Origin of the sequence: Streptomyces olivaceoviridis, from assembly GCF_014650115.1 — a bacterium.
GTDB classification, from domain to species: domain Bacteria; phylum Actinomycetota; class Actinomycetes; order Streptomycetales; family Streptomycetaceae; genus Streptomyces; species Streptomyces olivaceoviridis.
Genome location: NZ_BMUI01000001.1, coordinates 79,638 through 92,688, shown reverse-complemented (window position 1 = coordinate 92,688; position 13,051 = coordinate 79,638). Strand labels below are relative to the sequence as shown.

14 protein-coding genes are annotated in these 13,051 nt (G+C 73.4%); 11 read left to right on the top strand and 3 right to left on the bottom strand.

Annotated elements, in window-relative coordinates; translation table 11 throughout:
- Positions 1–366 precede the first annotated feature (366 nt).
- The 4 genes from IE273_RS00460 to IE273_RS00445 are packed head-to-tail and all read left to right on the top strand — an operon-like array spanning position 367 to position 4,180.
- Positions 367–960, top strand: coding sequence for a helix-turn-helix domain-containing protein (locus IE273_RS00460; protein WP_189813114.1), 594 nt, complete (start codon positions 367–369; stop codon positions 958–960).
- On the top strand, positions 953–1,582 hold the full coding sequence (locus IE273_RS00455; protein WP_229887022.1) for a hypothetical protein: 630 nt from the start codon (positions 953–955) through the stop codon (positions 1,580–1,582). The genes IE273_RS00460 and IE273_RS00455 overlap by 8 nt, the downstream gene beginning before the upstream one ends.
- On the top strand, positions 1,582–2,790 hold the full coding sequence (locus IE273_RS00450; protein WP_189813113.1) for an MAB_1171c family putative transporter: 1,209 nt from the start codon (positions 1,582–1,584) through the stop codon (positions 2,788–2,790). The genes IE273_RS00455 and IE273_RS00450 overlap by 1 nt, the downstream gene beginning before the upstream one ends.
- On the top strand, positions 2,783–4,180 hold the full coding sequence (locus IE273_RS00445) for an FAD-dependent oxidoreductase (RefSeq protein ID WP_189813112.1): 1,398 nt from the start codon (positions 2,783–2,785) through the stop codon (positions 4,178–4,180). The genes IE273_RS00450 and IE273_RS00445 overlap by 8 nt, the downstream gene beginning before the upstream one ends.
- Positions 4,181–4,240: 60 nt before the next feature.
- Here IE273_RS00445 and IE273_RS00440 read toward each other — a convergent pair whose 3' ends face one another.
- A complete protein-coding gene (locus tag IE273_RS00440) occupies positions 4,241–5,266 on the bottom strand; it encodes a Strvi_7410 family MBL fold metallo-hydrolase (protein ID WP_189813111.1) in 1,026 nt (341 codons plus the stop codon).
- A 133-nt stretch (positions 5,267–5,399) separates the two neighbouring features.
- Between IE273_RS00440 and IE273_RS00435 the strand changes: the two genes are divergently transcribed.
- The 4 genes from IE273_RS00435 (at position 5,400) to IE273_RS43265 (ending at position 8,317) form a co-directional block, all read left to right on the top strand.
- A complete protein-coding gene (locus IE273_RS00435; protein ID WP_189813110.1) occupies positions 5,400–6,851 on the top strand; it encodes an aldehyde dehydrogenase in 1,452 nt (483 codons plus the stop codon).
- A 3-nt stretch (positions 6,852–6,854) separates the two neighbouring features.
- The gene (locus IE273_RS00430; RefSeq protein WP_189813109.1) at positions 6,855–7,088 is read left to right on the top strand and encodes a ferredoxin; all 234 of its coding nucleotides are present in this window, start codon (positions 6,855–6,857) and stop codon (positions 7,086–7,088) included.
- 475 nt (positions 7,089–7,563) lie between these two features.
- On the top strand, positions 7,564–7,794 hold the full coding sequence (locus IE273_RS43270; protein ID WP_229887021.1) for a hypothetical protein: 231 nt from the start codon (positions 7,564–7,566) through the stop codon (positions 7,792–7,794).
- A gap of 226 nt (positions 7,795–8,020) precedes the next feature.
- Positions 8,021–8,317, top strand: a complete 297-nt coding sequence (locus IE273_RS43265; RefSeq protein WP_229887020.1) for a hypothetical protein — start codon at positions 8,021–8,023, stop codon at positions 8,315–8,317.
- A gap of 342 nt (positions 8,318–8,659) precedes the next feature.
- Here the strand turns inward: IE273_RS43265 and IE273_RS00420 are convergent, their stop codons facing one another.
- Entirely contained in the window at positions 8,660–9,277 is a 618-nt protein-coding gene (locus IE273_RS00420; protein WP_189813108.1) for a TetR family transcriptional regulator, read from the bottom strand.
- Between the two features lie 220 nt (positions 9,278–9,497).
- Here IE273_RS00420 and IE273_RS00415 point away from each other — a divergent pair, with 220 nt between their 5' ends.
- The 3 genes from IE273_RS00415 to IE273_RS00405 are packed head-to-tail and all read left to right on the top strand — an operon-like array spanning position 9,498 to position 12,711.
- Complete coding sequence (locus IE273_RS00415) at positions 9,498–10,898, top strand: glycosyltransferase family 4 protein (protein ID WP_189813107.1); 1,401 nt, start codon at positions 9,498–9,500, stop codon at positions 10,896–10,898.
- Entirely contained in the window at positions 10,892–11,644 is a 753-nt protein-coding gene (locus tag IE273_RS00410) for a class I SAM-dependent methyltransferase (protein WP_189813106.1), read from the top strand. Before IE273_RS00415 ends, IE273_RS00410 begins: the two co-directional genes overlap by 7 nt.
- The gene (locus IE273_RS00405; protein WP_189813105.1) at positions 11,641–12,711 is read left to right on the top strand and encodes a prenyltransferase/squalene oxidase repeat-containing protein; all 1,071 of its coding nucleotides are present in this window, start codon (positions 11,641–11,643) and stop codon (positions 12,709–12,711) included. The genes IE273_RS00410 and IE273_RS00405 overlap by 4 nt, the downstream gene beginning before the upstream one ends.
- 34 nt (positions 12,712–12,745) lie before the next feature.
- On the opposite strand, the gene IE273_RS00400 is transcribed toward IE273_RS00405, so the two are convergent.
- The gene (locus IE273_RS00400) at positions 12,746–13,039 is read right to left on the bottom strand and encodes a hypothetical protein (RefSeq protein ID WP_014672411.1); all 294 of its coding nucleotides are present in this window, start codon (positions 13,037–13,039) and stop codon (positions 12,746–12,748) included.
- Positions 13,040–13,051 lie beyond the last annotated feature (12 nt).

The window sequence follows — 13,051 nt, the reverse complement described above, 5'->3', positions numbered from 1 at the left end:
GGCGGTCAGGGGGTCCGTGGTCCGGGTCGGGACGCCGCGACCGGAATGCGCGTTCCGGCACCGCATCGGGCTGTCGGACCGGGTGGGACGTGGCGCTCCGCGTCGGCGGGAAGCCCTCGCGGACGTCCCCGGCCCGAAGGCGGGCACGGAGGCGCCTCGGGTGCCGCTTCCCCCGTGCGCGGCACCCGAGGCGGGTCGGAATCTTGCTCTCCGTGCCGTGATCCTCACCCACGGCGCCCCTAACTGTCAACGATAGCTGCCTAATTAGGCAGGGAGCGTTGTCACGTCTGGTCGCCGAACGGGCGAACGGGTAGCCTCGCCGTCAGCCCAGCCACCGAACGGACGACACGCCCAGGGGGGACCTCGGTGAGTGACGCCTACGCCTCGCTGGCCGATGTCCTCAACCGGCTCGGCGAGTTGACCGGCCGGCCCGGACGCTTGCCGGAGGTCCTGGACGTGGCCGGCCTCTCCCACCGCACGGGCATCCCCGTCGGCGTCGTCGTCGACCTGCTCTCCGGCGGCCGGGCCCCCGAGAGCTGCCTGGCCGAACGCGTGCGCCAGCGGCTGGACTTCATCCGGGAGACCCGGCGCCGGCCGGACGGCAAGCGGTACTCGCTGGACGAGCTGGCCAGGATCGCCGGAACCAGCCGGCAGTGGCTCAGCGAGTGGCGCAAGAGCGGGATGCCGAGCCTGGAACACACCGACCGGCTGCGCCGGTTCTTCGGCCTGCCCGCGGGCTTCTTCACGGCGGACGAGCCGGAGGCGCTGCACGAGGCGCTGCAACCGGTGTTGCAGAGCCTGGAGGCGGAGGCGGACCCGCTGCTGCGGCTGCGCGAGAGCGGGCTGGTGCGACTGGCCGCCCGGGCCCCGCAGATGAACGCCCGGCAGCTCGCCACCCTCGCCGACCTGGCCGAGATGATCATCGCCTCCGAGCGGGCGGAGGACGCCGGGCGTGCGTGAACCGAGCGCCAAGGCCCCGAAGCCGGCGCCGTACCCGCGGCCGGCGCCCCCGCCGAAGCACTCCAGGTCCCCGAGGCGCTTCCTCGACCGGCTGGTACGCGACACCGTCCGCACCCTCACCCCGCCGACCGGCCCGGAGGCGTTCCTGCACGCGCTGTGCGCCACGCTCAGCCCGCAGCTCGACCGCCCGGTCCGGCTGAAGTTCGTCGCCTTCCCGCCGGGCCTGGACGTCTCCGGGATCACCCTCGCCCGGGACGAGGACTACATCGTCGTCGTCGAGGACCGGGCCCCGGACCCGCACAAGTTCGTCATCGCCGGGCACGAGATCGGGCACATCCACTACGGCACGCTGGACGTGCACTACCCCTCCGGCCTGCCCGCCGCCGCCCGTCGGCTGCTCTCCCGCGCCGAGGACGACGTCCCCTGGGACCGGGTGGTCGCCATGGCCACCCGCTCGCCCGCCGCGGCGGCGGCCGAGGCCGAGTGGGAGGCCGAGGAGTGCGGGCTGCGCCTCGCCGCGAAGTTCTCCAAGGTCGTGGGGCCGGGCGCGGCCGGCCGGATGACCCAGGACACCCTCACCGACCGGCTGTCGTCCTCACTGGGCAACATCGGCGGACCCTGATGCGCTGGGACATCAGCGGTTCCTTCGCCGCCTACGCGGTCCCGGCCGCCCTGCTCGCCGTCGCCTTCGTGATCAAGCTGCCGTTGCTGCGGCGGGCCTGGCAGGACCCGATCCTGCGGGCCACCGCCCTGCTGCTCGGCATCGGCGCGGTCTGCTTCGCCTCGCTGCCACCGGCCAACCTGCACCGCATCAACGTGCTGGCCGGCATCCCCAACTTCGCCGGACTCTGGGTCTATTCGCTGCTGACCGCGTACTGCGGTGCCTGCCTGTGGCTCATCATCACCTGGCGGGAGCCGCCGTCCGCCGTGCGTCGCCGGCGCACCCGCCTGGTCCGGGTGGCGTACACCGCCATCACCGTCGGCCTGTGGACGACGTTCCTGCTCGGCGACCACCGGGCGGAGCGCACGCGCGACCTCGACACGTACTACGCCGGCACACCCTGGATGCGCGAGTTCGTGCTGCTCTACCTCCTCGCCCACCTGGTGTCCGCGCTGGTCGCGGCGGGCATGCTGTGGGCCTGGTACCGGGAGGTCGAGGACACCTGGCTGCGCCGGGCGGTGATCCTCCTCCAGGTGGCCTACGCCCTCGGGCTCCTCTTCGACGTCGCCAAGCTCGCGGCGATCGGCGCCCGGTGGAGCGGCCGGGACTGGGACTGGCTGTCGACGTACGCCGCCCCGCCGTTCGCCATCGCCGAGGCGGTCCTGGTGGCCGTCGGCTTCATCGCCGGGCAGGCCGGGCCGTGGGCGGCGGAGCGCCGGCGGCTGGTGCGCACCCACCGGCGGCTGAAGCCGCTGTGGCAGATCATGCTGGCCGTCACCGCCCCGGCGGCGCCCGCGACCGGCCGGGTCAGCGGTGCCGCCCTCCGTCTGGAGCTGCGCCGGGCCGCCATCAACGACGGGCTGCTCAAGCTCGCCCCGCTCCTGTGCGAGACACGGCGCGAGCGGACGCGGACGGCGGCGACGGCGGCGGGCTACCCCGAGTCCGTGGCGCGGGGCATCGCGGCGGCGGTGGACATCCTGGTCGCGGCCGACACGCTGCACGCGCCCGACGGCCGTGCCCGTCCGCTGCCGGCGGGGCGGGCCGGGCCCGCCTTCGTCCCCGACAGCGAACTGGAGTCGGTCGCGCACGCGTTGCGGAACCACGCGGCGGCCATCGAACGGTTCCGCCGGCAGGCGGTCGCCACGGAAGGTCTCACCTCCCATGCCTGACACACCCACCCGCCGCCGTACCGCGCTCGTCATCGGCGGCAGCACGGCCGGCATGCTCGCCGCGTCCGTGCTCGCCAGCCGCTTCCACGAGGTGACGGTCGTGGAGGCCGACCGGCTGCCCGCGGGCCCCGAGCCGCGCAAGGGCCTGCCCCAGGCACGGCACGCCCATCTGCTGTGGTCCGGCGGGGTGGAGGCGCTGGAGGAACTGCTGCCGGGCGTCACCGGGGAGCTGACCGCCCGGGGCGCCGGGCTCATCGGGGTGATGCGGGACCTGGTCAGCAAGGCGCCCTCCGGGCAGTGGTTCCGGCGGTTCACCGACTCCCGGCACCACATGGTCGTGTGCAGCCGGGACCTGCTGGACGCGGTGATCCGCGCCGACGTCCTCGCCCGGCGCCGGATCACCCTGCGCGACGGGACCCGGGTGGCGGGCCTGACCGGCGACCGCCACCGGGTGACCGGGGTCCGCCTGCCCGGGGGTGACCCGCTGTACGCCGACCTGGTGATCGACGCCGGCGGGCGCGGCTCCCAGGCGGACACCTGGCTGCGGGCCCTGGGCCACGCGCCGGTCGAGGAGCGCGTGGTCGACGCGGGCGTCGCCTACGCCAGCCGTGTCTACGCGGCCCCCGACGCCACGGCGGTGCTGCGCTACCCGGTGGTGAACGTGCAGGCCGACCCGCGCGGGGCACCCGGCCGGGGCGGGGTCGTCGTACCGGTCGAGGGCGACCGCTGGCTGGTCACGCTCTCCGGCACCCGGGGCGGTGAACCCTCCGCCGACCCGGACGCGTTCGAGCACTTCGCGCTCACCGGCCTGAAGGACCCGGTCATCGGCCGGCTCCTGGCGCAGGCGAAGCCGCTGACCGACCCGGTGACCACCCGCAGCACGGCCAACCGCCGGCGCTTCTACGAGAAGGCCGGGACCTGGCCGGAGGGCTTCGCCGTCCTCGGGGACGCCGTCGCCGGCTACAACCCGGTCTACGGCCACGGCCTGTCCGTCGCCGCGCAGAGCGCGCTCGCCCTCGGCCGGACCCTCGACCGGTACGGCCCCACCGCGCCCGGCACCGCCCGCCGGATCCAGCGCGCGGTGGCCCGGCCGGTCGGCAACGCGTGGCACCTCGCGGTCGGCCAGGACGCCTACTACCCCGGGGCCGCGCCCCAGCCGCCGACCGCCGTCGAACGCCTCCTCACCGCCTACGTCGACAGGGCCGTGGCCGCCGGCTCCCAGAACCCGCGCGCCCTGCGCGGCCTGCTGGACGTCATGAGCCTGCGCACCCCGGCGGCCCGCCTGTTCGCCCCGGACATGCTCTGGACCCTCTCCTTCGGCCCCCGCAAGGGCCCCCTGCCGGGCCCGCCGCTGACACGGACGGAACGGGAGGCGGCGGGGCTGGACTGACCTGACGGCCTCGACGGACCGGCGCCGCCCGGGGGGTCGGCCCGCCGAACGGGAGGTGCTTCACACCGCTACGTACGCCACCGGCTCGCTCCCCGGCACCGGTTCCGCGCGGCCCAGTTTCACCAGGCGGCGCAGGTGGGACTCCGCCTCCGAGACGGCGATGGTGCGGGAGCCGTGGGGGATGTCGGCCCAGGGGCGGTTCCATGCCATGCGCTCGGCGAGCTGCCAGGGGGTGAGGGGCTCGGCGAGGAGGGTGAGGAGGCCCGCCAGACGGCTCTCGTGGTGGTCGAGCAGCGCCCGGACGCGACCCGGGGCGTCGGTGAAGGGGTGCTGGTGGGCCGGGAGGACCTCGGCGGGGGTGAGCCGGCCGATCCGCTCCAGGGAGTCGAGGTAGTCACCGAGGGGATCGGTGACCGTCGCGTCGTCGGGGTCCTCGTACAGGCCGATGTGCGGGGTGATCTCCGGCAGCAGGTGGTCGCCGCTGAACAGGCGCCCCCGGCCGGGCAGTCGGGCCGGGTGCTCCTCCTCCAGGTGCAGGCAGACATGGCCCGGCGTGTGCCCCGGGGTCCAGAGGGCGCGCAGCCGCCGGCCCGGCAGGTCCAGGAGTTCGCCGGGGACGATCTCCCGGTCCGGCAGGGCGGGGGAGAGGCCGGGCAGGGTGCGGGCGCGGGGTGTCCGCAGCGGCGCCACATGCTCCTCGGGTGCCCCGGCGGCCGTGAGCTTGGCCGCCATGTACGAGAACCACCGCTGCGGCCGGGTCCGGCGCGTCCGGCGCACGATCGCCGCGTCGGCCGCGTGCAGCGCCACCCAGGCGCCGGACGCCTCGCGGACCCGTGCCGACAGACCGTGGTGGTCCGGGTGGTGGTGGGTGATGACGACGCCGTGGACCTCCCCGGCCGCCGTACCGCAGGCCGCGAGCCCCGCCACCAGCGTGTCCCAGGAGCCGGGGTCGTCCCAGCCGGTGTCGATCAGCACCGGGCCCCGGCCGGTGTCCACCACGTACACCAGCGTGTGGCCGAGGGGGTTGTCCGGGATGGGCACCCGGACGGACCGTACGCCCCCGCCGTGATCGAACGTCGTCGCCATCCGCTCTCCGCCCCTCCACCCGTCCGCCCCGCCACCCCCAGGGCCATTGCCCACTATAACTAGAACTGATATCAGTTCTGAAACAGTGTCAGAAACGATGGATGCGGTGCGGTGCGGCGGGAGGCAGTCGGCCATGACCGAGCTCGTGGAACACGGACAGCTGTTCATCGGCGGGGAGTTGACCGACCCGCTGGGCCGGGACGTCATCGAGGTGATCTCACCGCACACCGAGGAGGTCATCGGCCGGGTGCCGCACGCCTCCCGGGCGGACGTCGACCGGGCCGTGGCCGTCGCGCGCCGCGCCTTCGACGAGGGCCCCTGGCCGCGCGCCGGCCTGGAGGAGCGGATCGAGGTCGTCACGCGCATCAAGGACGGCATCGCCGCCCGGCACGAGGAGATCGCCCGGGTGATCTCGTCCGAGAACGGCTCGCCGTACTCCTGGAGCGTCCTCGCCCAGGCGCTCGGCGCGATGATGGTGTGGGACGCGGCGATCCGGGTCGCCCGGGACTTCACCCACGAGGAGCGCCGGGACGGCGTCCTGGGCCCGCTCCTGGTCCGCCGCGAACCGGTCGGCGTGGTCGCCGCCGTCGTCCCGTGGAACGTCCCGCAGTTCGTCGCCGCCGCCAAGCTGGCGCCCGCGCTGCTGGCCGGCTGCACGGTCGTCCTCAAGCCGTCCCCGGAGTCCCCGCTGGACGCGTACCTGCTGGGCGAGATCGCCCGCGAGGCGGGCCTGCCCGAGGGCGTGCTGTCCATCCTCCCCGCCGACCGCGAGGTCAGCGAGTACCTGGTCGGGCACCCCGGCGTCGACAAGGTCTCCTTCACCGGCTCGGTCCCGGCCGGCAAGCGCGTGATGGAGGTCGCCGCGCGCCGGCTGACCCGGGTCACGCTGGAGCTGGGCGGCAAGTCGGCGGCGCTGGTGCTGCCGGACGCGGACCTGGAGGCGGCCGTCTCCGGGATCGTCCCGGCGGCCTGGATGAACAACGGGCAGGCCTGCGTCGCCCAGACCCGCATCCTCGTCCCGCGCGCCCGCTACGCCGACTTCGCCGACGCCTTCGCGCAGGCGGCCCGCGCCCTCGTCGTCGGGGACCCGCTCGACCCGGCCACCCAGGTCGGCCCGCTGGTCGCCCGGCGCCAGCAGCAGCGCAACCTGGACTACATCCGCATCGGCCAGGAGGAGGGCGCCAAGATCCTCACCGGCGGCGGCCGTCCGGACGGACTGGAGCGCGGCTGGTACGTCGAACCCACCCTCTTCGGCGACGTCGACAACGCGATGCGCGTCGCCCGCGAGGAGATCTTCGGCCCGGTCATCTGCCTGCTGCCGTACGGCGACGAGTCCGAGGCGGTGAAGATCGCCAACGACTCGGACTACGGCCTCTCCGGCAGCGTGTGGACGGCGGACGTCGAGCACGGCGTCGACATCGCCCGGCAGGTCCGCACCGGCACCTACTCCGTCAACACCTTCAGCCTGGACATGCTCGGCCCGTTCGGCGGCTACAAGAACTCCGGCCTGGGGCGGGAGTTCGGCCCGGAGGGGTACGGCGCGTACCTGGAGCACAAGATGATCCACCTTCCGGCGGGGGCCTAGCCCATGGGCGACCGCTGGCACGTCGAGGTCGACCGGTCGCTGTGCATCGGCTCGGCCCAGTGCCGTCACCACGCCCCGGACGACTTCCGCCTCGACTCGGCCCGCCAGTCCCACCCGGCGGAACCGGACACGGACGCGGCCGAGCAGATCCTGGCGGCGGCCGAGAACTGCCCGGTGGAGGCGATCGTGATCACCTTGCTGGGCAGCGGGGAGGCGGTGTTCCCGCCCGAGGAGTAGGGCACGGCGGCAGTACCCGTGTCACGACGGACACGGGAGGCAGGACCAGGAACTCGTCCTTGTCGTCGGAGAGGGAGATACCGGACGCGTGGAGGTGCCGCTGCTCGTCCAGCGCGGCGGCGGCACCCGGCGACGGGGCGGGGACGGCGGCGACCGGGTCGGCCTCCACCCCCGTTGGACGGCGCCCAGGGCGGACCGCACGGGACGCCCTGGGGCGCCTCCTCCACGTCCTGGCGCCCGCAGCGCTCCAGGACCTCCCACCGCACGGGCTTCCGCTCTTTCTGCGTCATCTCCGCCCCGTTCCTCGTGCGCCGGGCGGCCGGCTCTTCCCCGCACGGAACACCGGCGATCTCAGCCGGCCGGCCCTCCGGGCGATGGGCCCCGGGGACCGCCGGGGCACGTCGGGTGGGGGGAGACGAGGGGTACGCTCCTGCGGTTCCGGTGTACCGCGTCGCGGCGAGCAGGGTGGGGAAGAGTGGACAAGTCCGAGGCCGGGCAGTTGATCGTCCAGGCGTACGAGGCCTGGGACGCCGAGGACTGGCCGACCGCCGCCGGGCTGTTCGAGCGGGTCCTCGCGCACTACCCGGACACGTCGAAGAGCCCGGTGTGGTGGTACGACGCCGCGCTCGCCCACAAGTTCCTGCGCAACTGGGGGGAAGGCGTACGAGCTGGGGCGCGAGGCCGCCGCCCGGGCTCCGCGGGGTGAGGGCGATCCGGCGTACTGGAACCTCGGCATCGCGGCGACCATCCAGCGCGACTGGGCGACGGCCAGGGACGCCTGGGAGGGCTTCGGTATCCAACTGCCGCCGGGGGAGGGCGAGATCAACGGGCGGTTCGGGCCCGCGTGCGTCCGGCTGGACACGGACGGGGAGCGGGAGGTCGTCTGGATCGACCGGCTCTGTCCGACGCGCGGCCGGGTGATGAACGTGCCGGTGACCGGCGGACGCCGCTTCGGTGAGATCGTCGTCCACGACGGGGAGCCGAAGGGGCACCGGGGCATCGAGGGGCGCGAATACCCCGTCTTCGAGGAACTCCTGCTCTTCCAGGCCTCCGAGCTGACGACGCTGACCGCGACGGTGAACGCGGGCGAGGTGGCCGACCTCGACGCCCTGATCGAGCTCTTCGACCGGCACGGCTACGGTGCCGAGCCGGCGAGCGGCTTCGAGATCCTGTGCGCCTGTTGCAGCGAGGGCACGCACGAGCGGGAGCGGAAGACCCACGAGGGCTGACCTTGGTCGGCTGACCCTGGGGTGGCATTTTTGGGGGGAATTGGTCGGAAATGAGGGGGTTCCGTCGTGGGATATCCGTTCTATCCTGGTATCAGCCTACGGGACGAGTGAGGGAGTCCGACCGGAGTAGCCGACTCAGGCGGGATGCGCAGGCATACGCCCGGGCCGACAGCGACGGTAGGGCTGAGAGGCTGAAAGGCAGCAGTCAGGCCGGACGGCGACCCCTAGGACCTGATCCGGACCATACCGGCGAAGGGAACCCGTCTCGTAGGTCCTTCATGTGCCCCGGGCTCTTCCCGTGCCCGGGTTCTTTGTGTGCCCCGCGGTCTTCCCGTGGCCGCGTCATCCGCGCCCCGCCGGCTCCGTCAGGTCGATCAGCCGGCACACCGTCTCGATGTCGATCTTCACCTGGGCGATGGAGGCACGGCCCGACAGCCAGGTGATGAGGGCCGAGTGCCAGGTGTGCTCGATGACCCGGACCGCGGAGAGCTGCTCGGGGGTGGGGTCCGCCAGGCCCATCGCGTCCAGGATGATCGCCGTCGTCTGACGGGAGACCTGGTCGACCTCGGGCGAGACACTGCGGTCGGCGAAGGTGAGGGCGCGGACCATCGCGTCGGCCAGGTGCGGCTCGCGCTGGAGGGCGCGGAAGGCCCGCATCAGGGTCTGCGCGACCCGCTCGGCGGCCGTGTCGCCCGGCGGGGGCTTCCTGCGCAGGGTTCCGTGCATGTGCTCCAGCTGGTCCTGCATGGTGGCGACCAGGAGATGCACCTTGGACGGGAAGTAGCGGTACAGCGTGCCGAGAGCCACCTGCGACGACTCCGCGACCTCACGCATCTGGACGGCGTCGAACCCGCCCCGGCTGGCCAGTTGCGCGCTCGCGTGCAGGATCCTGCGGCGGCGGGCCTCCTGCCGCTCGGTGAGGGGCGAGGCCGGACGCGAGGTGCTGGCTTCCGCAGGCATGGGTCCCCGTTCCGTGACAGTCGGTGAGGCCGTCTGTTGGGCTCGTGATCGGACAGGATGACAGGGGGCGCGCCGTGGCGCGAATCACCTGATCCACTGCTCACAGCGCCCCTACCTGCCGGTAGATTCAGAGCCTCCTGAACGATCAAGTCTGAAACTTGTTCTAGATTAGCGTCCCGTCGTAGTCTCGCGGGACAGTGCAGGCAGAAGGGGGCACGGAGTGACCGCTGAGGCCCGGGAAGCGGGTGCCGACCAGGAACCCGCTGCCGACGGCGGACGACCGCTCGACATCGCGCTCCTCACCTATAAAGGGAACCCGTTCTGCGGGGGCCAGGGCGTCTACGTACGACACCTCTCGCGGGAGCTGGCCCGCCTCGGCCACCGCGTGGAGGTCATCGGCTCCCAGCCGTACCCCGTCCTCGACGAGGGCTACCCCGGTCTCACCCTCACCGAGCTGCCCAGCCTCGACCTCTACCGCCAGCCCGACCCCTTCCGCACCCCGAAGCGGGAGGAGTACCGGGACTGGATCGACGCCCTGGAGGTCGGGACCATGTGGACCGGCGGCTTCCCCGAGCCGCTGACCTTCTCGCTGCGCGCGCGCCGGCATCTGCGCGCCCGGCGCGGTGAGTTCGACGTCGTCCACGACAACCAGACCCTCGCCTACGGCCTGTTGGGCGACATCGGCGCGCCCCTGGTCACCACGGTCCACCACCCCATCACCGTGGACCGGCAGTTGGAACTGGACGCCGCCGACACCTGGCAGCGCCGCTACTCGGTGCGCCGCTGGTACGCCTTCACCCGCATGCAGAAGCGCGTCGCCCGCCGGCTGCCCTCGATCCTCACCGTCTCCGGCAGCTCGCGCCAGGAGATCGTGGACCACCTCGGCGTCCGGGACGAGCGGGTCCACGTCGTCCACATCGGCGCCGACACCGACCTGTTCGCGCCGGACCCGGCCGTCGCCGAGGTGCCGGGCCGGATCGTCACCACCTCCAGCGCCGATGTGCCGCTGAAGGGGCTGGTGTTCCTCGTGGAGGCACTCGCCAAGGTCCGCACCGAGCACCCCGCCGCCCACCTCGTCGTCGTCGGCAAGCGCCCGCAGGAGGGCCCCGTCGCGCAGGCGATCGAGCGGTACGGCCTCGAAGGCGCCGTCGACTTCGTCAAGGGCATCTCCGACGCCGAGCTGGTCGACCTGATCCGTTCCGCCCAGGTGGCCTGTGTACCGTCCCTGTACGAGGGCTTCTCGCTGCCCGCCGCCGAGGCCATGGCCACCGGCACCCCGCTGGTCGCCACCACCGGCGGCGCGATCCCCGAGGTCGCGGGGCCGGACGGCGAGACCTGCGTGGCCGTACCGCCCGGTGACGCGGGAGCACTGGCCGCCGGGCTGAACCGGCTGCTCGGGGACCCGGAGCTGCGGGTGCGCCTCGGCGGGGCGGGCCGTCGGCGGGTGCTGGACCGCTTCACCTGGGCCCGCGCCGCCGAGGGCACCGTGGCCCACTACCGGGAGGCCATCGCCCGCTCCGCGGGCCACTCCCCGAGCCGCTCCGCGGCCCAGACCCCCGGCCGCTCCGCGGCCCCGGCAAGTGTTGCAGGCGTCTCCTCCGAAAGCAGGGCCACGTGCTGACCGTCGACTTCTCCCGGTTCCCGCTCGCCCCCGGCGACCGTGTCCTGGACCTCGGCTGCGGAGCCGGCCGGCACGCCTTCGAGTGCTACCGGCGCGGCGCCCAGGTCGTGGCCCTGGACCAGAACGGCGAGGAGATCCGCGAGGTCGCCAAGTGGTTCGCGGCGATGAAGGAGGCCGGGGAGGCACCGGAGGGCGCCACCGCCACGGCGATGGAGGGCGACGCCCTCGCCCTGCCCTTCCCCGACGAGTCCTTCGACGTCGTCATCATCTCCGAGGTGATGGAGCACATCCCCGACGACAAGGGCGTGCTCGCGGAGATGGTCCGCGTGCTCAGGCCGGGCGGGCGCATCGCGATCACCGTGCCGCGCCACGGCCCCGAGAAGGTCTGCTGGGCGCTGTCCGACGCCTACCACGAGGTCGAGGGCGGCCACATCCGCATCTACAAGGCCGACGAGCTGGTCGCGAAGGTCCGCGGGGCCGGGCTGAAGCCGTACGGCAGCCACCACGCGCACGCGCTGCACTCGCCGTACTGGTGGCTGAAGTGCGCGTTCGGCGTCGACAACGACAAGGCGCTGCCGGTGCGGGCGTACCACAAGCTGCTGGTCTGGGACATCATGAAGAAGCCGCTCGCGACCCGGCTCGCCGAGCAGGCGCTCAACCCGCTGATCGGCAAGAGCTTCGTGGTCTACGCGACCAAGCCGCACCTGCCCCGGCTCGCCGAGACCGACGGGGTGGCCGCCGAGTGACCACCCCCCGGACAGAACACCTCGTCCTGCCCGGGGTCCTCACCGCCGAGCAGGCCGCCGCGACCGTCGCCGGCATCCTGGCCGTGCAGCGGGAGGACGGCGCGATCCCGTGGTTCCGCGGGCATCACCTCGACCCGTGGGACCACACCGAGGCCGCGATGGCCCTGGACGCGGCCGGTGAGCACGAGGCCGCCGAGCGGGCGTACTGCTGGCTCGCCCGGCACCAGAACGAGGACGGCTCCTGGTACGCCGCCTACGCCGACGGCGCCCACGACGAGGTCACCGACCGTGCCCGCGAGTCCAACTTCGTCGCCTACATAGCCGTCGGCGTCTGGCACCACTACCTGTCCACGGGCGACGACACGTTCCTGGACCGCATGTGGCCGACCGTCTACGCCGCCGTCGAATGGGTGCTGCGGCTCCAGCAGCCCGGCGGTCAGATCGGCTGGCGCCGGGAGGACGACGGCACCGCGACGACGGACGCGCTGCTGACGGGCAGCTCCTCCGTCCACCACGCCCTGCGGTGCGCGCTCGCCATCGCCGAGGAACGCGAGGAGCCGCAGCCGGACTGGGAGTTGGCCGCCGGGTCCCTCCGCCACGCGATCCGCCGCCACCCGGAGCGCTTCCTGGACAAGGACCGCTACTCGATGGACTGGTACTACCCGGTCCTCGGCGGCGCGCTCACCGGAGCGGAGGCCAAGGCCCGCATCGAGGCGGACTGGGACCGGTTCGTCGTCCCCGGCCTCGGGGTGCGCTGCGTGGTCCCGAACCCCTGGGTGACCGGCGGCGAGTCCAGCGAACTCGCCCTGGCCCTGTGGGTGATGGGCGAGTCCGACCGGGCCCTGGAGATCCTCCAGTCCATCCAGCACCTGCGGGACGCGGACAGCGGCCTGTACTGGACGGGCTACGTCTTCGACGACGACGCCGTCTGGCCTCGCGAGCTGACCACCTGGACGGCCGGCTCGCTGCTGCTGGCCGTGGCCGCGCTGGGCGGCCACGACGCCACGTGCGCGGTGTTCGGCGGGGACCACCTGCCGGCCGGACTGGACCCGGACTGCTGCGGCTGACCCCGCGAGGGGCCGGCCCGGCCGTCCGCCCGGGTCAGTGCCGGTGCATCCGGTTGGCTATGGCGTGGCCCACGAACAGGTAGACCACCGCGGCGAGCCCGTATCCGGCGACCACCCGGGCCCAGGCCTCGTCGAAGGTGAAGAGGTCGTGGGACCAGCCGGCCAGCCAGGAGGCCGCGTCATGGACGAACTGGACCAGGCTGTTGGCCCGGTTCGCGTCCAACAGGTACATCAGGATCCACAGGCCGAGGATCAGCGCCATGATGTCGGCGACGACCGCGATGACCGTCCCGGCCTGGTTCGCGCCGTTGCGATATCGAGGGGACATACTCTCCGGATT